The sequence below is a fragment of the Ancylobacter sp. genome (assembly GCF_965229075.1).
Classification (GTDB): Bacteria; Pseudomonadota; Alphaproteobacteria; order Rhizobiales; family Xanthobacteraceae; genus Ancylobacter.
Window position 1 is genome coordinate 1392996 of the sequence record NZ_CBDDIO010000002.1, and the last position, 20725, is coordinate 1413720.

Consider the following 20725-nt stretch of genomic DNA (forward strand, 5'->3'; position numbering starts at 1 on the left):
AATGAAAAGGCCCGGCGCAAGCCGGGCCTTCCTAAATTGTCAGCGACGGAGCGCCGGGGTGCGGCGCGCCTCAGGCGGCGGCTTCCTCGGTGTCGGCCTCGTCATCGGCCTCGGTGGCGTCGGCTTCCGCCTCGCCCTTGCCGGTGCGGCGCGGGCCCTTGAGCAGGTTCTGCTCGATGAGCTTGATCGCCTCGGTCTCCGTCAGATTGTCGACGGCGGCGAGTTCGCGCGCCATGCGGTCGAGCGCGGCTTCATAAAGCTGGCGCTCGGAATAGGACTGCTCGGGCTGCGCCTCGGAACGGTAGAGGTCGCGCACCACTTCCGAGATGGCGACGAGGTCGCCGGAATTGATCTTGGCCTCATATTCCTGTGCGCGGCGGCTCCACATGGTGCGCTTCACGCGGGCGCGGCCCTTGAGGGTTTCCAGCGCCTTCTTCATCACCGTCGGCTCGGAGAGCTTGCGCATGCCGACCGAAGCAATCTTCGGCACGGGCACGCGCAGCGTCATCTTGTCCTTCTCGAAATGGATGACGAACAGCTCAAGCTTGAAGCCCGCAACTTCCTGGTCCTCGATCGCCATAATACGCCCGACGCCATGGGACGGATAGACGATGTGCTCGCCCGTCTTGAAACCCTGGCGGATGTTGCTGGACGGCTTCTTGGTCGACGTCATTCTGTGCCTGCTCCTGGGTCTCGGTTCATCCGGCGCCGCGTCGCCCTCGGCGCGCTGCCGCCTGCGGCCCAGCCGCAGGGAAAAGAAACACCCCGGCGCCCCGCGGATGCGGGAGCCGTACTTCAGCCGTCGACGGAAAATTCAGGGATGCTCTTCCCGCGGCGTGCGCCGCACGAGGAGCGAAGACCCGACATCGGTTCCGGGAGGGGCGCTCCGGGAGGGGAGCGTTGCGCCATGGCAAACCCAATCGACTGCACGAAGGGCTATATAGCACAAATCTGGGGAGAATCAAAATACTGCCGCATTGCAGCGCATACCACCGCGCCGCCGCCGGCGGAAGCGGCAGCGGAGAAAGGCGCGGTCAGCAGGCTGCCGTTACGGCCGCCGCTCAGTCCTGCTTACCCGGTTCGGGCGAGAGATACTGTAGCTTGTCGGGCACACCGTCCCACTCCTTGGCGTCGGGGAGCGGGTCCTTGCGGTCGGTGATGTTCGGCCAGACCTTGGCGTAGTCGGCGTTGAGCGTCAGCCATTTGTCGAGGCCCGGCTCGGTATCCGGCTTAATCGCCTCGGCCGGGCATTCCGGCTCGCACACGCCGCAGTCGATGCACTCGTCCGGGTGGATGACGAGGAAGTTCTCGCCCTCATAGAAGCAGTCCACCGGACAGACGGAGACGCAGTCGGTGTATTTGCACTTTATGCAATTATCCGTGACTACGTAGGTCATTGATCCAGTCTCCGTGCGGGGCATGTGAATTAGAGGCGCCGGACAACCCCGCAACGGCTCCCCTAGCGCACCTGCAGGGGCCGCGCAACACCATCCCGCGCGTGGCTGCATGGGCGCGGCGCATGGCAGACCCGCCGCGCGGCTAGATGCCAGGTTCGTCCGGCGGCGGCGAGGCGGCCGCCTCCGACGCCACGTCCACATAGGTGGTGAGGGCGGTGGGCGCATCCCCCCGCCGTTCGATGAATCCGGTCACGCGCCACAGCCGGACCCGGGAATCGAGCGACAGGGTAAGGACATCGCCGACGCGGACAGGATGGCTCGGGGCGGTGACGCGCGCGCCATTCAGCCGCACCCGCCCCGCCTTCACCAGATCGGCCGCGCTGGTGCGGGTGCGCACGCAGCGGGCGTGGAACAGCCAGACATCGAGCCGCTGGCGGACGGGCTCCGCCTCCACGCCGGCCGCAGGCGGACCGGAACGGGGGCGGGAGCCGGCGCCGCGCATGGGGCTCAGCCGCCCTTCTTCTCCGCCTCCATGCGCGCCTTCAGGGCGAGCAGGGCGGCAAAGGGCGAATCCGGATCGACCGGCTTGTCGCGGCGGGGTTCGCTGCGATGCTCGTTCCGGTGCTCCGGCCGGTTCTGGCCGGCGCGGTGGTCCGGGCGCTCGCCTCGTTCCGGGCGCTGCGGGCGCGGGCCGGATTCGCGGCGGTTGTCGTCACGGCGCGGCTCGCGCTCGCCCTCGGTACGCTCGGGACGGCGCTCGCGCCGGTCGTCGCGCGGCGGGCGGCGGCCGCGCTCGCCGTCAGGACGCTCGCCTTGCTGGCGCTCACCCTGGGGACGCTCGCGGCGGGCGTCAGTGGCGCCGGCTTCCGCCGAAGCCTGGCCACGCGGACCAGAGCGGTCCTGCGGCGCGCCGTCGCGATTGTTGCTGTCGCGTCCGCCACGGCGGGCGCCATGGGCGGGGCGGTTCTGTCCCGGCGGACGGCCGGGACGCCAGATCTCGATCATCGCCGGCTCGGCAGGCACCTCGGGCGTGGCCTCGGGTGCCGCCTCGACGGGCGCCGCTTCGACCACCGTCGCATCGGCCGTGGCCGGCGCTTCGGGTGCCGCCTCGATCACCGGCGCTGCGGCTTCCGCCACCGGCTCCAGTGCCGGTTCGACGGTCTGGTCGAAGACGGGATCGGTGAACACCTCGCCGCTCACCGCGCCGTCATCCACCGGCAGCGCCTCGCGCACCTCGACAGCGGCGGGCGCCTCTTCCAACGCCGGCTCGACCGTCTGGTCGAACGCGACATCGGTGCCGACCGGCACGTCGGGCGCGGCCATGTCCGCCGCCGCCTCGCTGGCGGGGGCCTCGCTGGCGGGAGTCTCGGTCGCGCTCGTCTCGGTCGCGCTCGTCTCGGTCGCCGCCACCTCGGCCACCGCCGGCGTCTCCACCGGCGCCGGGCGGCGCTCCAGGCGATAGCCGAGCGAGCGCAGGATGGAGGCGAAGTCCTCGCCCGCGCAGCCGGCCAGCGAGGTCATGGCGACGGTGGCGATGAAGCCATTGCCGTCAAAGGCGCCCGCCGGCTTCTCGCCGGGCGAATTGGGCCGCCAGGCCAGCGCCGGGCGGATGAGGTCGGCGAGGCGTTCGAGAATGTCGACGCGCACCGCCCGCTCGCCCGCCACGCGGAAACCGACGGCGCGGTAGAGCCCCTTCTGGATTTCCGGGTCGACCGGAATGGAGGTGCGGCCGGAAGCGGCGAGGTGCGGGAGTTCGTCCAGCCCCTTCTGCTGCAGCCCGCCATGCTTGAGCGCCCAGAGCTGGGCGGCCAGCGCGCGCGGCGCCGGCTTCAGCAGGGTCGGCAGGTAGATGTGGTGCGCACCGAAGCGCACGCCATGGCCGCGCAGCACGGCGCGGGCCTCCTGCGGCAGCGCCTTCATCTCCTCGGCCACGCGATGGCGTTCCAGCACGCCGAGCGATTCGACCAGCTGGAAGGCGATGCCACGGGCGATGCCGGTCACGTCCTCGGCCTTGCCGAGCACGAGCAGGGCGCCGAGCAGCTTCTCGATATGCGCCTTCAGCCACAATTCGATGCGCGCCTGCACCGCGTCGCGCGCGGGGCCGGTGAGGTGCTCGTCGGCGATGACCTTGAGGCGGGGGGTGAGCACCTCCTCGCCGGGAATGAGCTTGGCGACGGGATCGCCGATCCAGCGCAGCGTGCCGTCGGTGGAGAGCACGAAGGCATCGTCGCCCGCCTCGGACAGGCGCTTGGCGCGGGCCTCGATCTCGCCGGCGAGCGCCTTCTGGGCGGCGGCGCGCAGCGCCTTGGCCTCCGGCCCGCCGGCGGAAGCGTCCGCGGCGAACTGGAATCCGAGAAGGTGGCCGATCACATGGCCTTCAACGACGACGTCGCCGGTCTTGGTGATTTCTGTTTCGAGCATCGCGTTCTCTCGCAGGCGTCTCATCAGCACGCTGGTCCGGCGATCGACGAAGCGGTGGGCGAGCCGCTCGTGAAGCGCATCGGACAGCCTATCCTCCACACGCCGCGTGACACCCTGCCAGTGTTCCGGGTCGTCGAGCCAGTCCGGCCGGTTCGCCGCGAAGGTCAGAGTACGGACCTGCGCTATGCGTCCCGACAGGGTGTCTATGTCACCTTCCGCTCGGTCCGCCAAGGCCACTTGTTTGGCAAACCACTCGGTGGAGAGCCTTCCGCGCTGCATCAGGTCGGCATAGACCGTCGCCACGAGGTCGGAATGCGAGGCCGGGGACACTTTCCGGTAGTCCGGCAGCTGGCAGGCTTCCCACAGCCGTTCGATCGCCGGCGCGCTGTTGGCGAGCCGGCGAATGGCGGGATCGCCGGCCAGCCGTTCCAGCACCAGCACGTCGTCGGCGGTGGGGGCGCGGGTCAGCCCTTCCTCGCGCGGCGGGATGGACAGCGAACGGTTCAGCGCCTCGATGCTGGAGAAATCGAGCTGGCTGTTGCGCCATTGCGCCATGCGGTGCGGCTCGAAGGCGTGCGCTTCCAGCCGCTCCACCATTTCCGCGTCGAAGGGCGTGCAGCGCCCTGTCGTGCCGAAGGTGCCGTCGCGCTGGGCGCGGCCGGCGCGGCCGGCGATCTGCGCCAGCTCGCCGGGGTTGAGCCGGCGAAACTGCCAGCCGTCGAATTTGGTGTCGCCGGCGAAGGCGACATGGTCGACATCGAGATTGAGCCCCATGCCGATGGCGTCGGTGGCGACGAGATAGTCCACGTCGCCATTCTGGTACATCGCCACCTGGGCGTTGCGGGTGCGCGGCGAGAGCGCGCCCAGCACCACCGCCGCCCCGCCCTGCTGGCGGCGGATCAGCTCGGCGATGGCATAGACCTCGTCGGCCGAGAAGGCGACGATGGCCGAGCGGCGCGGCAGGCGGGTGATCTTCTTCTCGCCGGCGAAGGTGAGGTTGGACAGGCGCGGGCGCACCAGAATGTTCACGCCCGGCAGCAGCTTCTCCACCAGCGGGCGCATGGTGGCGGCGCCGAGCAGCAGCGTCTCCTCGCGGCCGCGCCGGTTCAGCAGCCGCTCGGTGAAGACATGGCCCCGGTCGAGATCGGCGGCGATCTGGATTTCGTCCAGCGCCACGAAGGCGACATCGAGATCCCTCGGCATCGCCTCGACGGTGGCGACCCAGTAGCGCGGATTGTCCGGCTTGATGCGCTCCTCGCCGGTGATCAGCGCGACATTATGCTCGCCGGCGCGTTCCACCAGCTTGCCATAGACCTCGCGGGCGAGCAGGCGCAGCGGCAGGCCGATCAGCCCGGAGGAATGGCCGAGCATGCGCTCGATGGCCAGGCTGGTCTTGCCGGTATTGGTGGGGCCCAGAACGGCGGTGACGCCGCGCGCGCGCTGCTGCGGCAGCAGGGGCTTGGTGTCGGAGCGCAGTTGGGCCGGCGGGGCGGCGATGTTCATTGAGCCGTTCAGCTGGAGCCGTTCAGAAAAAGCCGTTCAGAGAAGTCATGGCGTCGCGCCGTCGCGGGGAACGCCGGCGGGCGCCTTTTAGCATGGGAAGCCGCATATGGGCACGCCCCCGGCCGATTGCTCGTCCCACGCACGAATTGGCTCAAGGGCTCAGGGCAGTCCCGAACGCTCAGGGCAGGCCCGCCTTGGCCGGGGTGGCGCGGGTGCCGACCATTTCGCGGGTCTCGAAGGCTTCCGCCTCCAGCGCGGCGATGCCGATGGCGGTGGCGACCGAGGCGCGGAACGGCACCAGCACGCGGGTGCCGGCCACCGGCGCCAGCCACACGAACATGTCCTTGTTCTTCATCATGTATTTCACGCCGGCGCGGTTCGGCTTGTGGCCGGACACCGGGCGATAGGCGACGCGGCAGACCACGGCCGGGCCGGCATAGCCCTTATCGGCCTTCACCTCGTCGATGCGCTCATAGGAGAGCACGAGATCGTAGCGCTGGCGGCCGTCGAAGATGGCGAGCGTGCGCTCGCACGCCTTTTCCGACACCGGCGCCTCGGTGCCCGGCACCATCACCAGCGCCGCCGTCATCGGATCGAAAATGCCGCGCTTGTCCTTGTCCGCCACCGGCACCCGGTCGGGGGAGGGGATGACGGGCGGCTCGACGCGCATGTCCGACACGCCGGCGGGGGTCATCACCAGGCGGATGGCCTCACTCTTCTTGTCGGATTCCGCCTCCATGGCGAAGCTGCGCGGGGCGAGCGCGCCGCCGCTGATGGCGCCGCGCGCGCCGGCCGTGCCCTTGCCGGTGGAGACCGCCTGCACCACGCCGGTGAGCCGCCCGCTGCCGGAGGCGATGTAGGAATTGCTGTCGATCTCGACGAGAAGCGCGACGCGGCCGAGTTCCAGCCCGCCCAGCGACAGGCGATAGCGGGCGTCCAGCCGCCCGTCGGCGAAGGCATCCGTCACCATCGTGCCCGCGCCGGCGAGCGCGAGGAAAGCCGTGAGGCAGGCGCGCATCATGAAGGCTATTCCCGAATCGGCCCCGCCGGCCGGACGAAGCGTGAATTTATCCCGGTTTCGGATGTGGGGGGAAGGCGGCGGAACTGTGACTCGCCCGCTCACGAACACGACAGCGCCATGACAGGGGCGGCGTGTAGCCCGCGCAAGAGCGCTCGCTATACTTACAATGTTGGAGGGCTTCACCGTGAAATCGACCTACACCAATGCTGCTGAGATGGCGCGGGATCGTGGAATTGACGGCAAGAGGTTTCGTGCCAGATTGCGACGTGATTTGCACGAGCATCACATATTCGGCAGTTGGAGGGTCGTCGTGGGTAGCGACAAGCACCTGCTGATGGATAGCGTGGCGGATGAGATGGTGCGTGCGGACATCTCTCGCCCGTCGCCTCGTCGGATCTGACCGCTGGCGGCTGACTCCTGCCGCTCCGGCCTTGACGGGCCTGGGTCATCCCCTTATAGGAGCGCACTCTAATTTCCACGGATGCCGCATGCGGGATCGTCGGGCGCTCATAAATGCCTGCGACGCATCGGTTTTGATACAAGGAAGTCCACGATGTCGCGTCGGTGCGAACTTACCGGGAAGGCGGTTCTGACCGGCAATCTCGTGAGCCACTCCAACCGCAAGACCCGTCGGCGCTTTCTGCCGAACCTGGTGAACGTTACCCTCACCAGCGACGTGCTGAAGCGGTCGGTGAAGCTCCGCGTGAGCGCCAATGCCCTCAAGACCGTCGATCATCGCGGCGGCCTCGATGCGTTCCTGCTGAAGGCCCGCAGCGAAGAACTGTCGCCGAAGGCGGCCGAGCTGAAGCGCGCCGTCGCCAAGGCGAGCGTCGCTGCCGCCGCCTGAGCCAATGAAGCTCGCCGGCTCCGAGATCACGTTCAAGACGCTCGCCCTCCCCGTCCTCTCCATGATGGCGGTGGTGGCGGCGTCGAACGTGCTTGTCCAGTATCCGGTGCAAGCCTTCGGGCTTCAGGAAGTGCTGACCTGGGGCGCCTTCTCCTATCCCGTCGCCTTTCTCGTCAACGACCTGACCAATCGCCGCTTCGGCCCCGCCGTCGCCCGGCAGGTGGTCTATTTCGGCTTCGCCCTCGCGGTGGTGCTGTCGATCTATCTGGCGACGCCGCGCATCGCGCTGGCCTCGGGCACCGCGTTCCTGTTCGGCCAGCTGCTCGACATCGGCGTGTTCAACCGCCTGCGCCGGATGAGCTGGTGGCAGGCACCGCTCGCCGGCAGCCTGTTCGGCTCGGCCATCGACACCGCGCTGTTCTTCTCGCTGGCCTTTGCCGGCGATGCCGACATGTCTTTCCCCGTCACCTATGCCTCGACCGGCATCACCGTGCCGCTGTGGATGGGCCTCGCCTATTTCGATTTCCTTGTTAAGGCCGCCTGCGCGCTGCTCGCGCTGCTGCCCTATGGCGCGCTGATGGGCTGGCTCAAGCCCTGGCGCGCGGCCCCCGGCGCCCGCTGAGGCGCCTTTCGGTTTCCCATCTCATTCAACCAGGGCGAAACGCAGCAGCAGCGTGCGCTGCAGCGGCGAGAAATTGTCGTCGGAAATCAGCGTCAGGATCAGTTCGCCCGCCGCGTTGCGGTGAAGGGCGAGCCCTTCCATGTTGTCGATCGCGGCCACCCGGTTGGCGCTGAGCAGCACCTCGCCCTCGATCACCGATCCCGGCTGAACGGCGCTGAGCGGAAAGCGGCGAAGGCGCAGGGCGACGCCGCGCAGCAGGTCGAAGCGTCGTTCCAGCAGATAGACGTTGCCGTCATCGGCAAGCGCCGCGTCGGTGGCGTCGAACTCATCCGTGCGTGTGATCGTGAAACGGCCCTTTGGCTTCGGGTTGGCGAGCGGGTCGAACAGGAAGCCGGGCAGGGCGTTCGCGTCGTCCGGGCTTTCCTCGCCGATGACGATCACCGCCGCGGGCACGCCGCCGGGCGGGGCAAGCAGCGTCTCCGGGCCCTGATTGCCGCCGAGCCGTGACAGCGCCGGGTCGGAAATCAGCCGGCGCCCGGTTGCCTTAAGCGGGTCCGGCCCATCGAAGCGCCAGACTTCCTGCACGCGCTCGATCCCCACCAGCACGCCGCCGGGAATGCGGGCGAGCGATTCCACATCGCCGCGCCCCTGGCTCGCCAGCGTCGCGCCCTTGGCGGTGCGCATCGGCGCCATGCGGGCCTCGGCGATGCCGACCGGCGTATCGCCCTCGCTGACGATGCGGCCGGAGAGCCACCAGCCCTTGTCGGTGACGGCGAGAAAACCTTCGCCCGCCTCGTCCACGACGAGGCCGGAGAGCCCGCCGAAATTCGGCGAGGGCGAGGACAGCACCAGCCCGCCGCGGAACTCTAGCGGCCCGAAGCGCCGCGCGCCGCCGGCATCGAAGCGCTCGATCGGGGACGCCTGCACGGTAACCGGCTCGGCCGCCTGCGCGCGCGCGGGGAACGGCGCGGCAGTGGCGAGCAGCAGGGCGGCGGCGAGGAAGCTGCATGCGTGGCGCGTCGCCATGGGGATCGTCGCTCCGTGGACCGGCGCGGCCGGCCCGAATCGCCGCGTCCGCGCCGGCATATTGCGGTGGCTTTCCTTTCCGTGCCATGTCAGGGCATGAGCCAGGGGACCAAGCCTTCGCCGAGAGCCGCGCCTCCCACCGATCCGGCGCCGCCGACCCGCGCCGCGCCGCCCGCCCGGCCGAAGACGCCGCACCGCCTGCGCCGCATCGCCGAAAAGCGCGGCGCCATTCTCGACGCCGGGCTGGCGCTGTTCTCCCGCCAGGGCCTGCACGGCACCACGGTGGAGCAGATCGCCCGCACGGCGGCCGTCTCCAAAACCAATCTGTTCTATTATTTCGCCTCCAAGGAAGAGGTCTATGTCGGGGTGCTGAGCCGGCTGCTCGACGAGTGGCTGGATCCCTTGCGCGCGCTGGAGGTGGAGAGCGACCCGGTGGAGGGCATCCGCGCCTATATCGCCCGCAAGATCCGCTTCTCGCGCACCCACCCCGAGGCGTCGCGGCTGTTCTGCCTCGAAGTGGTGCAGGGCGCGCCGCTGCTGCGGCCGGAACTGGAGACCTCGCTGAAGCAGCTGGTCGAGGCCAAGGCCGCGGTGATCCATGGCTGGATCGCCGCCGGCAAGCTGGCGCCGGTCGATCCGCACCACCTCATCTTCGCGCTGTGGGCGACGACGCAACACTATGCCGACTTCGCGCCGCAGATCGACGCGCTGCTCGGCAGGGGGCTGGACGAGGAGGCGTTTGTCGAAGAGGCTACGCGCAACGTGCAGCGCCTTCTCCTCGACGGGCTGCGCCCCCGCTAGTTCGGCGGTTGCGTCCTGTCGGGCGTGCCCGCAGCCAGAAGGACGTTCCGATGAAGCGCCGCGCGCTGCTCCTCACCGCCGCCGGCGCCCTTGTTGGCGCGGCATTTGTCGGCGCGGCGCTGCCGGCCCTCGCGGCCACGCCGGAGGTGAAGCCGCCGGCGGCGAAGACGCTCGATGTCGACGCCCTGCTCAATGACAAGCAGACCCCGACCTTCGGCAACCCGCAGGGCGATGTCACCATCGTCGCCTTCTTCGACTATCATTGCGGCTATTGCCGCAAGTCGCTCCCCGAGCTGGAACGGCTGGTGGCGGAGGACGGCAAGATCCGCCTCGTCTACAAGGACTGGCCGATCCTGTCGGAATCCTCCGTCGTCGCCGCCCAGCTGGCGCTGGCCGCCAACTATCAGGGCCGCTATCTCGACGCCCACAAGGTGCTGATGAAGATGCCCGCCCGCGCCTCCACCGAGCGGATGAGCGAGGCGCTGGGCGCGGCCGGCATCGACCGCAAGAAGCTGGCCAAAGACCTGAAAGCGCATGCCGGCGAGATCGGCGCCCTGCTTCGGCGCACCAATGACCAGGCCGAGGCGCTCGGCCTGCCGGGCACGCCGGTCTATCTCGTCGGCCCGTTCAAGGTCGCCGCCGCACTCGACTATCAGGGCTTCAAGGACGTGGTCGCCGACGCCCGCGCCCGTGCCGCCGAGAGCGCGCCGCCGAACTGATCCTCACAGGTCCAGCAGCGCCCGGGCCTGCGCCAGCACGGTGGCGGGTGGCCGGGCGGAATCCAGCCGCACCCAGTCGAGCGGGCCGGCCTCGCGGCCCGCCTGCCAGCGCACCACCTCCGCCGTGGCGTCGGAGGCGTCGCCGCGCCGCGCGCTCACGCGGTCGGCCAGCGCCTCCACCGGCGCTTCCAGCCACAGGCCGAGAAAATCCACCCCGGCTTCCTGCGCCAGAGCGGCGATCTCCGCCCGCTCGTCGGGGCGCTGGTGCACGGCATCGACAATCACCGCATGGCCGGCGGCCAGTACCGCCTCCGCCCGCTCGCGCAGCACGGCATAGACCTGCTGCGTCCTATCAAGCGAATAGGCCTCCGGCGGCAGGCGCTCCAGCTCCGGCGTGCCGTTCAGCCGCTTGCGCTCGACATCCGAGCGCAGATGCACCGCGCCGGGCGCCGGCCCGAGAAAGGGCGCCAGCGCGGCGGCGAGCGTGCTCTTGCCGGAACCGGAGAGGCCGCCGACCGCCACCAGCTTCACCGCACGTGGCGCCAGAGCCGCCTGCGCATAGGCGAGATAGGCCCGGGCATCCGCCCCTGCCGCCGCGCGGCCAGCGGGGTCGCGAAAGGCCGCCGCCGCCGCGCCCACCTGCGCGCGTATCGCGGCGCGAAGGGCGAGAAACAGCGGCAGTGCCCCCAGCCCGTCATAGGGCGGGTCCTCGCCGCAGGCGATGAGGTAGCGGTTGAGCAGCCGATTCGCCTCGAACGCCATGCCCCGCATGGCGATGTCCATGATCAGGAAGGCGAGGTCGTAGAGCCGGTCGGTGGTGGCGAGCGCTTCGTCGAATTCCAGCGCGTCGAACAGCACCGGCGCGCCGTCGATGAGCGCGATGTTGCGCAGATGCAGGTCGCCATGGCAGCGCCGCACCTCGCCCGCCGCCGCGCGGCGCGCCAGCAGCGGTTCCAGCCGGTCGAAGGCTTCGAGAAAGGCCGCTTCCAGCGCGGCGACCTGCGTCGGCGGCAGCAGGTCGGGCGCCTCGCGCAGCCCGGCGACGACGTTGCGCGCCACGGCCCGCAACGCGCGGCCGCTGGTGCCGGCGACAACAGGGGCCTGCCGGTGCGCCCGCTCCACCGCCTGCGCCAGCGCATCGATCAGCGCGGGGGATAGACCCTCGCGCGTCGCCACATGGTCGAGCGTCGCGTTTTCGTCGAAGCGGCGCATCTCGACCGCCCATTCCACGATCTCGCCCGGCGCGTCGCTCGCGCCCACAGGGCCCAGATGCAGCGTTCCGTTCCGCCGCAGGATGGGCACCAGCCCGCGATAAAGTGCCGGCGCAGTGGCGCGGTTCAGTTCCACTTCGCGGGCGCAGGCCCGCCGGCGCTTTTCCAGCGTGGAGAAATCCATGAATGAGAAGCGCACCGCGCGCTTGACCTTGTACACCGTGTCGCCGGCGAGAAAGACCACCGCGCCATGCGTGTCGACACGGCGGACGGGTTCGCTCACGCCGTAGGTGGAGGGGTCGGCGAGCAGGGCGAAGATCGCCTCCTGGTCGGCGACGACATGGTCACGGGCACTCATGCGCGCCATCTAACGCCGACGCGCCGGCGCGCGCCATCCGGCACTTGACGCAGGGAACGCCCTGCCGGCGCGATTGACAAGCGCCCCGGCTGGGTCTCCTCCCTTGTCGAACCGTTCCTCATCGCCGCAGGACCCGCCGTGACCGACACCCCCGCCCCCCGCCCACCCGGCTTCGGCAGCGACAATGTCGCCGGAATCTCCCCCGCCATCCTCGAAGCGCTGGCGGCGGCCAATGAAGGGCCGATGCCCTCCTATGGCGCCGACGCGATTTCCGCCCGCGTCGAGGCTAGGCTCTCCGCCCTGTTCGAGCGCGAGGTGAGCGTACTGCTGGTATCCACCGGCACCGCCGCCAATGCGCTGGCCTTGAGCGTGCTCACCCCGCCCTGGGGCGCGGTGCTGTGCCATTCGGACAGCCATATCGAGAATGATGAATGCGGCGCGCCGGAATTCTACACCGGCGGCGCCAAGCTGGTGCATGTGCCCGGGGCGAACGCCAAGATCGACCGTGACGCCTTGGCCACCGCCGCCCACCGCGACCGGGGCGACGTGCATTGCGTGCAACCCTCTTGCGTCTCCATCACCCAGATCACGGAACGCGGCACGCTCTATTCGGTGGACGAGACCGCCGCCCTCGGCGCGGTGTGCCGGGAGGCCGGGCTGGGCCTGCATATGGACGGCGCGCGCTTCGCCAATGCGGTGGCGGCGCTGGGCGCTTCTCCCGCCGAGATGACCTGGAAGGCGGGAGTGGACATTCTCTCCTTCGGGGCCACCAAGAACGGCGCGCTGGGGGTGGAGGCCATCGTGCTGTTCGACCCCGCCCGCGCCGGCGAGCTCGCCTTCCGCCGCAAGCGCGCTGGGCACCTTGCCTCCAAGATGCGGTTTCTCGCCGCGCAGATGGACGCCTATCTCGACGGCGATCTCTGGCTCGCCAATGCCCGCCACGCCAATGCCATGGCGGCGCGGCTCGCCGCCGGCCTCGCGGGGATTGCCGGGGTGGAGATACAGCGGAAGGTGGAGGCGAACATGCTGTTCGTCCGCCTGCCCGCGCCCATCTGCGAGGGCCTGCTGGCGCAGGGCTTCCGTTTCTACACCGACCGCTGGGGCGCGGGCGTGGTGCGCCTCGTCACCTCCTTCGCCACCTCGGAGGGCGATGTCGACCGGCTCGTGGCGGCGGCGCGGGCGCTGGGGTGAGGGAGCGCCCGTTGCCGCGCGCTTTCCCTCATGGCCGGGCTTGACCCGGCCACCCAGACTTTGAGCCTCGGCGCGATCAGCCGGGTGGGTCCCCGGGTCAAGCCCGGGGATGAGGGGCGCGTGAGCGGCCCCTCACATCACCGCCGACACCACCTCGGGCGATTCTTCCAGCGCGTGCGCCATGAAATCCAGCGCCGAGCGGATCTGCGCGCGCGTCGCCGGGCCGCCGAGGCAGACGCGCACCGCCTCCACCGTGGGGGCGGTGACGGTGAAGGCGTCGCTCGCCACCACGCCGATGCCGGTGGAACGCATATGGCCGACAAAGGCGGAGCGGGTCCACGGCGCGGGGAGTTCGATCCAGAGATTGAAGCTCAGCGGGTCGGCGCGGAAGCTGCCCTTGGGTAGAACCTCGCTCGCCAGCGCCTGCCGCGCGGCGGCCTCGGTGCGGATGAAGCGCAGCAGCGTGTCGGCGGTGCCGTCCTCGATCCAGCGCGTCGCCAGCGCGGTGGTCAGCGGCGAGGCCATGACATTGGCGGTGCGCAGCGCGCTGGCGAAGGCGTAGCCGGCGCGCACCTCCGGCGCCACCACATAGGCGGCGCGCAGCCCGGCGCCGATGCATTTGGCCAGCCCCGCTATATGCCAGGTGAGGTCCGGGGCGATGGCGGCCAGCGGCGGCGGGCCGTGCGGCGGCACGAAGCCATAGGCGTCGTCCTCGACGATCGGCACGCCGAAGCGCCGCGCCACCTTGGCGATCGCCTCCCGCCGCTCCTCGGGAATGGTCAGGGTGGTGGGGTTCTGCAGCGTCGGGTTGAGATAGAGCGCCTTGGGCGCGAGGTCGCGGCAGGCGGCAGCAAAAGCGTCGGGGTCGATGCCGTCATGGTCCATCGGCAGGCCGTGCAGCTTGATGCCGAGCTGGGCGGCGATGGCGCGCACGCCGGGATAGGTGATCGCCTCGCACAGGATCGTCTCGCCCGGCCGCGCCAGCAGGCCGAAAATGCCGAGCAGCGCGGGATGCGCGCCGGGGGTAACGAAAATGCGCTCCTGCGCCGGCACCAGCGCCCGCCGGCCGAGCCAGGCGGAGGCCGCGTCCTTGTCCGCCACCGTGCCGCCGAAGCCCTGATAGCGCAGCAGGCTGACGAGATCGCGCGCCACCTCGGCGAGACCCTCCTGCATGCGCTCGATCAGCGCCGGGTCGTCCGGCTCGGGCGGCAGGTTCATGGAGAGATCGACCGTGCCGGGCTTGGGCGCGGCGGGGGCGCGGGGCTTCGGGCGCGGCGCACCGGTGACGAAGGTGCCCTGTCCGACGCGCGATTCGACCAGGCCGCGCTTCTGCGCCTCGACATAGCCGCGTGCCACGGTGGTGAAGTCGATGTCGAGCCGGGCCGCGAGCTTCCTCTGCGGCGGCAGCCGGTCGCCGATGGAAAGCCGCCCGGCGCGGATGTCCTCGCCGATCAAATCGGCGATGGCGAGGTAGCGCGGCTTGTCGGAGCGGCTGAGGTCGGGAATCCAGTCGGCCATCGGTACGTCACTTTGCTGGTCGCCATCCGTGAGCTCGCGCGGCGGCGCGGTCCGGAAGAATTGACTGTATAATGTTGCAAAGGTGGCCTGTCACCCCTGGTCCACAACTTGCTGCGTAGGAGCCGCGCGCGGCGCTTCGCCATCGCCTGCGCAGCAAGCGTGCAGAGTCCCGCCTGTTCTCTCAGCGTCCGCCTGATCTCTCGCCATAGCCTCGCCGCCGTCTTCAGACCAATTGTATGTATTATTGAATGTAATTTGACTGTTCTGCTGATTCTTTCAGCATTCCGTCAATTGGCACCTTGATTGCATTGCCTGTTCCGCCCGGCCCCCAATGCAGGTTCCCCGCCGGCCCATTGCAGCAGCCAAGGAGAGCGACATGGCCACCATCACCGTGCCGGCCCATGCCAAGGGCGACGTGCTTGTCGATTATGAAGAGAAGAAGTTCGAGGACGTCAAAGCCGCCCCCGGCGAAAAGGCGCTCATCACCTTTCATACCGTCGCCTTCGAGGGCTCCATCGGCCTCGTCAATCTGCTCCAGGCCTCTCGCCTGATCCAGAAGGGCTTCGAGACCTCGGTGCTGCTCTATGGCCCCGGCGTCACGCTCGGCGTGCAGCGCGGCTTCCCCAAGCTCGGCGACGAGGCCTTCCCCGGCCATCTCAACTTCAACAACCGCATCGAGAAGATCCTGAACGATGGCGGCAAGGTCTATGCCTGCCGCTTCGCCCTGCAGGCGCTGTACGGCCATGGCGAGGGCGCGCTGATCCCCGGCATCATCCCGGTCAGCCCGCTCGACGTGCTGGACATCGTGCTGCTCCACCGCCGCGAGAACGCCTTCATCCTCGACACCTGGACGCTGTGACGGCTGTCCACTGACCGAGCGATCCCGGATCGGCGGCGTGCCGCCGTCCGGGATGACGACGAACCGGGAGGCCGAGATGGCCGAGAACAAAGTGGCCGAGAAGAAAATCGTCCGCGTCGCCGCGGTGCAGATCGCGCCCGATCTCGACACGCTGGAAGGCACGCTCGCCCGCGTGCTTGCGGCGCTGGACGAGGCGGCGGCCAAGGGCGCCAAGCTCGTCGTGTTCCCCGAAACCTTCCTGCCCTGGTATCCCTATTTCTCCTTCGTCCTGCCCCCCGTGCTGACGGGGGCGGAGCATTTGCGGCTTTACGAACAGGCCGTGCTCATTCCCGGCCCGGTGACGGAGGCGGTGAGCGCCAGCGCCCGCCGGCTCGGCGTGGTGGTCGTGCTGGGGGTCAACGAGCGCGACCATGGCTCGCTCTACAACACCCAGCTGATCTTCGACGCCGATGGTTCGCTCAAGCTCAAGCGCCGCAAGATCACCCCCACCTTCCATGAGCGGATGATCTGGGGCCAGGGCGACGGCGCCGGGCTCAAGGTGGTCGACACGGCCGTCGGCCGCGTCGGCGCGCTGGCCTGCTGGGAGCATTACAACCCGCTCGCCCGCTACGCGCTGATGACCCAGCACGAGGAAATCCACGTCGCGCAGTTCCCCGGCTCGCTGGTCGGGCCGATCTTCGCCGAGCAGATCGAGGTGACGATCCGCCACCACGCGCTGGAATCCGGCTGCTTCGTCGTCAACGCCACCGGCTGGCTGAGCGAGGAACAGATCGCCCGCATCTCGCCTGAGGAGAAGCTCCGCCGCGCCCTCACCGGCGGCTGCATGACGGCGATCATCTCGCCGGAGGGCAGCCATGTCGTGCCCCCGCTCACGTCCGGCGAGGGTATCCTCCTCGCCGATCTCGACATGGGCCTCATCACCAAGCGCAAGCGGATGATGGATTCGGTCGGCCATTACGCCCGCCCGGAACTGCTCAGCCTTCACCACGACACTCGCCCGGCCGTGCCCGTCCACACCACCGCCGGGGCCGACGGCCCCGTCCTGACAGGGAGCGTTTCCGATGAAGCCGATGGATCTCGCGCGGGAGCTCACGCCGCTGCCGACGCAGCAGCTGATCAACGAATTGCAGTCCTACGGGGTGCGGCTGGTTGATCCGCGCGCCGGCGCCGATTCGCGCCGGGGCGGGGCCGGGCCTTCCGACCACAAGGCGATGACGCTCGACGGCATGACGGTGATGGTGCCCGTCCACACCGCGCCGGCCTTCGAGAGCCCCTATCTCGTGGAGAAGCCGGACGCCTTCGGGAAAAGCCGGATCAGCCGCGACGGGCTGGTGCTGGGCGAAGTCTCGTTTCCGCTCCAGCCGAAATTCTACGGCCTCACCACCGCCGACGGCGTTCCCTATTCCAAGATCGCCGTGCTGCACGGGCGCGATGTGCTGGCGACGACGGTGCTGCAAAGCTGCATCCGCTACCAGAGCCGCACCAAGACCTGCCAGTTCTGCGCCATCGGCCAGTCTTTGGCCGCCGGCCGCACCATCGAGCGCAAGACCCCGGCGCAGCTCGCCGAAGTCGCCAAGGCCGCCGTGGAGCTCGACGGCGTCAAGCACATGGTGATGACGACAGGCACGCCGCCGGGCAAGGACCGCGGCGCGGCGATCCTTGCCGAAAGCGCGGCGGCGGTGAAGGCGGCGGTGAACCTGCCCATTCAGGTGCAGTGCGAGCCGCCCGATGACGATGCCTGGTTCGCCCGCATGTTCGAGGCCGGCGCCGATGCGCTCGGCATGCATCTGGAAGCCTGCACCGAGGAGGTGCGTCGCCGCATCATGCCCGGCAAGGCGCAGGTGTCGGTGGAGCGCTATTTCGAAGCCTTTGCCGCCGCCGTGCCGGTGTTCGGGCGCGGGCAGGTCTCGACCTACATCCTCGCGGGGCTCGGCGACACCGCCGGGGACATCCTTTCCGTCTGCGACCGGCTCACCCGCATGGGCGTCTATCCCTTCGTCGTGCCCTTCGTGCCGATTTCCGGCACGCCGCTGGAAAGCCACCCGACGCCCACGCCCGCCTTCATGAACTCCATCCTCGGCCCGCTCGCCGCCATGCTGCGGGCGACGGGGCTGAAGGCGACGGAGGCGAAGGCGGGCTGCGCCAAATGCGGCGCCTGTTCGGCGCTCGCCACCTATGAGCGGCAGGGCGCGGTGACGGGAGGATGCGCGTGATGTTCGAGCCCTTCCGCCCCTTCCGCGCCGCCGATTTCCAGGTGAAGTTCGCCACCCAGACCTGGGAGAGGCGCGGCGCCGCCCGCCTGCGCCATGAGGTGTTCTGCCAGGAGCAGGGCCTGTTCGACGGCGACGACCGCGACCCGATCGACGAGGTGGCCATTCCGCTGGTCGCTGTCTCCATGCTGGGTTTGTTAGCCGACGATGTAGTCGGCACCGTGCGCATCCACGAGTCCGCGCCGGGGGAGTGGTGGGGCTCACGCCTCGCCGTGGCGGAAGATTACCGCAAGGTCGGCGCGCTCGGCGCGGCCCTGATCCGCCTCGCCGTCTGTTCCGCCCATGCGCGCGGCTGCACCACCTTTCTCGCCCATGTGCAGAGCCAGAACGCGCTGCTGTTCCGCCGGCTGCGCTGGGACATCGTGGAAGAGAAGCAGCTGCATGGCCGGCCGCACGTGCTGATGCGCGCCGATCTCGCGCATTACCCTCCGATCCACGACGCGGAAACCGGCTTCCACGCCCAGCCGCGCCGGGCGGCGTGAGCAGGGGAGAGGGCGCATGTCACTCACCCTGAACCGCCCCGCCGCCGGCCGGCTCGACTTCGCCGGGGTGGCCTTCTCCGAGGTCGTGAGCCGGCTACGCGCCTCTTCCGGGCTCGCCTCCAAAGCCGACATCGCCCGCGCCGCCGCCCGACTCGGCTTCGACGGGCGCGAGGCCATCCGCGTCGGCGACGACTGCGCGGCCATCCCCGATGGCGAGGGCTATCTGCTGTTCGCCATCGAAGGCTTCATGAACGGCTTCGTCGCCGCCGACCCCTGGTTCGCCGGCTGGTGCGGGGTGATGGTCAATCTCTCCGACATTGCCGCCATGGGCGGGCGGCCGCTGGCGGTGGTGGACGCGGTATGGGCGAAGGGCGAGGACGGCGCCGCGCCAATGCTGGAAGGGCTGCGCGCCGCCTCAGCCCGCTTCGGCGTCCCCATCGTCGGCGGGCATACAAATCTGGCGAGCGAGCAGGGCCAGCTTTCCGTCGCCGTGCTGGGCCGGGCGAAACGCCTGCTCACCTCCTTCGACGCCCGCCCGGGCGAGGTGCTGGTGGCGGCCATCGATCTGCGCGGGCGCTACCGCGAGCCCTTCTCCAATTGGGACGCCGCCACCGACGCGCCGGCCGAGCGGCTGCGCGGCGATCTCGACCTGCTCCCCCGCCTCGCCGAGGCGGGGCTGGCCCGCGCCGCCAAGGACATCAGCCAGGGGGGAATCGTCGGCACCGCCGCCATGCTGGCGGAGGGCTCCGGGGTCGGCATCGAGATCGATCTCGACGCCGTGCCCGCCCCCGAGGGGGTCGATGCCGCGCGCTGGCTGATGACCTTCCCGAGCTTCGGCTACATCATCGCAATCGGACACACTGTCCTCCCCATCGTACTCACCAGCCTCGCCGAACGGGGCATTGCGGCCGCAGCGGTCGGCACCGTCACGGCGGAGCGGAAGGTGACCGTCCGACAGGGTATAAGTCACGAGACCATATGGGATTTTTCCCGCGCACCGCTCATCGGCTGCGGACCGGCGGAGGACGCGGCATGAGGCGGCCCGTGCGCATCGCGATTCTCGCCCATTCCACCAACCCGCGCGGCGGCGTCGTCCACGCGCTGGAACTCGGCGAAGCCTTGGTACGACTGGGTTTCGAGGCGGTGGTGCACGCGCCGGACCCGCGCGGCGCGGGGTTTTTCCGCCCCAGCCTGTGCGCGACGGTGAGCGTCCCCGCCGCGCCGGCGCCAGGCGACGTGGCGGCGATGGTGCGTCAGCGCGCGGACGAATATGTTCACTATTTCAATGCGTTGGAGCATCGCCGCTTCGATGTGTTCCACGCCCAGGACGGGATATCCGCCAACGCGCTGGCGACGCTGAAGGAGCGCGGCCTGATCCCCGGCTTCGCCCGCACCGTGCATCATGTCGACGCCTTCCCCGATCCCGACCTTAAGGCCTTGCAAAATCGATCGATTCGCGCCGCCGACCGACATTTCGTCGTCAGCCATCTCTGGCAGGACCAGTTGCGCGAGAGCTTCGGGATCGACGCCGTTCTGGTCGGAAATGGCATAGATATCAAGCGCTTCACGCCCAAGCCCGACGGTCGGGAGGCGGCGCTGGCGGCCCGGTTGGGCCTTGGGCCCGGGCCCATCGTGCTCAGCGTCGGCGGGGTGGAGGCGCGCAAGAACAGCTGCCGGATTCTGCAGGCGTTCCAACAGCTTCGCGTGATGCACCCGCACGCGCAGCTCGTCATCGCCGGCGGCGCCAGCGTGCTCGACCATCACGACTATCTCAACGAGTTCAAGAATTTGCTCGCGTCGTCCGGCCTGCCGACCGAGGCGGTCATCCGCACCGGGCCGCTGCCGCAGGACGACATGCCGGCGCTCTACCGCCTCGCCGACGTGCTCGCCTTCGCTTCGGTGAAGGAGGGCTTCGGCCTGGTGGCGCTGGAGGCCATGGCCTGTGGCGTGCCCACGGTGATCTCCCGGATTCCGCCCTTCACCGAACATATCGGCGAGGATGAGACCGTGTGGTGCGACCCGCTGCATCCCGCTTCCATCGCCGACGCGCTCATGCTCGCCTTGAAGCCGCAAACTCTTGAGCGCCTTGCCAAAAAAGGCCCGGTGGCCGCCGCCCGCCACGACTGGGCTGCCACTGCGCGGGCTCATCTTTCCACCTATGAGCGCCTCGCGGAGCCGGTCCATGCCTGAAATGCGCTTCACCATTCGCTGGCCGGACGGCGCGCTGGAGAGTTGCTACTCGCCCTCGCTGGTCATCAAGGACTACCTAACACCTGGTGAAATCTACGCTTTGGCGGATTTCCTGCGGCGCAGCCGCGAGGCTCTCACCATCGCCAGCGCCCGGGTCGAGGCCCGCTACGGCTTTCCCTGTTCGCGCGCCATGGGCCAGCTCGCCCGGCTGGAGCAGGCGGGCCAAGCCTATGCCACCCATCCCGATGCCCGCGTCGCCGTCGAGGCGTTTGCGGAATGAGCCGGAGCC

The 20725-nt window shown here is 69.5% G+C and carries 21 protein-coding genes; 13 read left to right on the forward strand and 8 right to left on the reverse strand.

What is annotated here, in order from left to right:
- Positions 1-70: 70 nt before the first annotated feature.
- From ACO07Z_RS12615 to ACO07Z_RS12635, 5 genes are all read right to left on the reverse strand, one after another.
- A complete protein-coding gene (locus ACO07Z_RS12615; RefSeq protein ID WP_421699032.1) occupies positions 71-673 on the reverse strand; it encodes a CarD family transcriptional regulator in 603 nt (200 codons plus the stop codon).
- A 388-nt stretch (positions 674-1061) separates the two neighbouring features.
- Positions 1062-1397: a ferredoxin FdxA gene (fdxA, locus tag ACO07Z_RS12620; protein WP_307023397.1), complete on the reverse strand. Its 336-nt coding sequence runs from the start codon at positions 1395-1397 to the stop codon at positions 1062-1064.
- Between the two features lie 142 nt (positions 1398-1539).
- Positions 1540-1899: an RNA-binding S4 domain-containing protein gene (locus ACO07Z_RS12625; protein ID WP_421699033.1), complete on the reverse strand. Its 360-nt coding sequence runs from the start codon at positions 1897-1899 to the stop codon at positions 1540-1542.
- 5 nt (positions 1900-1904) lie between these two features.
- Positions 1905-5321, reverse strand: coding sequence for a helicase-related protein (locus ACO07Z_RS12630; RefSeq protein WP_421699034.1), 3417 nt, complete (start codon positions 5319-5321; stop codon positions 1905-1907).
- A 178-nt stretch (positions 5322-5499) separates the two neighbouring features.
- Positions 5500-6342, reverse strand: coding sequence for a DUF3108 domain-containing protein (locus ACO07Z_RS12635; protein WP_421699035.1), 843 nt, complete (start codon positions 6340-6342; stop codon positions 5500-5502).
- A gap of 184 nt (positions 6343-6526) precedes the next feature.
- Between ACO07Z_RS12635 and ACO07Z_RS12640 the strand changes: the two genes are divergently transcribed.
- The 3 genes from ACO07Z_RS12640 (at position 6527) to ACO07Z_RS12650 (ending at position 7811) form a co-directional block, all read left to right on the forward strand.
- Positions 6527-6742, forward strand: coding sequence for a hypothetical protein (locus tag ACO07Z_RS12640; protein WP_421699036.1), 216 nt, complete (start codon positions 6527-6529; stop codon positions 6740-6742).
- Positions 6743-6895: 153 nt separating this feature from the next.
- Positions 6896-7189 carry a 50S ribosomal protein L28 gene (gene rpmB, locus ACO07Z_RS12645; RefSeq protein WP_244449972.1) on the forward strand — a complete coding sequence of 98 codons (294 nt, stop codon included), beginning with the start codon at positions 6896-6898 and terminating at the stop codon, positions 7187-7189.
- A 4-nt stretch (positions 7190-7193) separates the two neighbouring features.
- Positions 7194-7811 carry a queuosine precursor transporter gene (locus ACO07Z_RS12650; RefSeq protein WP_421699037.1) on the forward strand — a complete coding sequence of 206 codons (618 nt, stop codon included), beginning with the start codon at positions 7194-7196 and terminating at the stop codon, positions 7809-7811.
- A gap of 21 nt (positions 7812-7832) precedes the next feature.
- Here the strand turns inward: ACO07Z_RS12650 and ACO07Z_RS12655 are convergent, their stop codons facing one another.
- Positions 7833-8837, reverse strand: coding sequence for an esterase-like activity of phytase family protein (locus ACO07Z_RS12655; protein ID WP_421699038.1), 1005 nt, complete (start codon positions 8835-8837; stop codon positions 7833-7835).
- A 96-nt stretch (positions 8838-8933) separates the two neighbouring features.
- Between ACO07Z_RS12655 and rutR the strand changes: the two genes are divergently transcribed.
- Positions 8934-9638 (forward strand): HTH-type transcriptional regulator RutR, encoded by a 705-nt coding sequence (rutR, locus tag ACO07Z_RS12660; protein ID WP_421699039.1) that lies wholly within the window; start codon positions 8934-8936, stop codon positions 9636-9638.
- A gap of 50 nt (positions 9639-9688) precedes the next feature.
- Positions 9689-10357: a DsbA family protein gene (locus tag ACO07Z_RS12665; RefSeq protein WP_421699040.1), complete on the forward strand. Its 669-nt coding sequence runs from the start codon at positions 9689-9691 to the stop codon at positions 10355-10357.
- Between the two features lie 3 nt (positions 10358-10360).
- Here ACO07Z_RS12665 and ACO07Z_RS12670 read toward each other — a convergent pair whose 3' ends face one another.
- A complete protein-coding gene (locus ACO07Z_RS12670) occupies positions 10361-11926 on the reverse strand; it encodes an AAA family ATPase (protein WP_421699041.1) in 1566 nt (521 codons plus the stop codon).
- Positions 11927-12064: 138 nt separating this feature from the next.
- Between ACO07Z_RS12670 and ACO07Z_RS12675 the strand changes: the two genes are divergently transcribed.
- Entirely contained in the window at positions 12065-13117 is a 1053-nt protein-coding gene (locus ACO07Z_RS12675; RefSeq protein WP_421699042.1) for a threonine aldolase family protein, read from the forward strand.
- A 132-nt stretch (positions 13118-13249) separates the two neighbouring features.
- Here ACO07Z_RS12675 and ACO07Z_RS12680 read toward each other — a convergent pair whose 3' ends face one another.
- The gene (locus ACO07Z_RS12680; protein ID WP_421699043.1) at positions 13250-14635 is read right to left on the reverse strand and encodes a PLP-dependent aminotransferase family protein; all 1386 of its coding nucleotides are present in this window, start codon (positions 14633-14635) and stop codon (positions 13250-13252) included.
- A 376-nt stretch (positions 14636-15011) separates the two neighbouring features.
- Here ACO07Z_RS12680 and ACO07Z_RS12685 point away from each other — a divergent pair, with 376 nt between their 5' ends.
- From ACO07Z_RS12685 to ACO07Z_RS12715, 7 genes are all read left to right on the forward strand, one after another.
- Positions 15012-15494, forward strand: coding sequence for an MSMEG_0572/Sll0783 family nitrogen starvation response protein (locus ACO07Z_RS12685; RefSeq protein ID WP_244449980.1), 483 nt, complete (start codon positions 15012-15014; stop codon positions 15492-15494).
- 91 nt (positions 15495-15585) lie between these two features.
- Positions 15586-16647, forward strand: a complete 1062-nt coding sequence (locus ACO07Z_RS12690; RefSeq protein WP_421700806.1) for a Nit6803 family nitrilase — start codon at positions 15586-15588, stop codon at positions 16645-16647.
- Positions 16565-17707 carry an MSMEG_0568 family radical SAM protein gene (locus ACO07Z_RS12695; protein WP_421700807.1) on the forward strand — a complete coding sequence of 381 codons (1143 nt, stop codon included), beginning with the start codon at positions 16565-16567 and terminating at the stop codon, positions 17705-17707. The genes ACO07Z_RS12690 and ACO07Z_RS12695 overlap by 83 nt, the downstream gene beginning before the upstream one ends.
- A complete protein-coding gene (locus ACO07Z_RS12700) occupies positions 17704-18246 on the forward strand; it encodes an MSMEG_0567/Sll0786 family nitrogen starvation N-acetyltransferase (RefSeq protein ID WP_421699044.1) in 543 nt (180 codons plus the stop codon). The genes ACO07Z_RS12695 and ACO07Z_RS12700 overlap by 4 nt, the downstream gene beginning before the upstream one ends.
- Positions 18247-18262: 16 nt before the next feature.
- Positions 18263-19282: a sll0787 family AIR synthase-like protein gene (locus tag ACO07Z_RS12705; protein WP_421699045.1), complete on the forward strand. Its 1020-nt coding sequence runs from the start codon at positions 18263-18265 to the stop codon at positions 19280-19282.
- A complete protein-coding gene (locus tag ACO07Z_RS12710) occupies positions 19279-20436 on the forward strand; it encodes an MSMEG_0565 family glycosyltransferase (RefSeq protein WP_421699046.1) in 1158 nt (385 codons plus the stop codon). The genes ACO07Z_RS12705 and ACO07Z_RS12710 overlap by 4 nt, the downstream gene beginning before the upstream one ends.
- On the forward strand, positions 20429-20716 hold the full coding sequence (locus tag ACO07Z_RS12715; protein WP_421699047.1) for an MSMEG_0570 family nitrogen starvation response protein: 288 nt from the start codon (positions 20429-20431) through the stop codon (positions 20714-20716). The genes ACO07Z_RS12710 and ACO07Z_RS12715 overlap by 8 nt, the downstream gene beginning before the upstream one ends.
- Positions 20717-20725 lie beyond the last annotated feature (9 nt).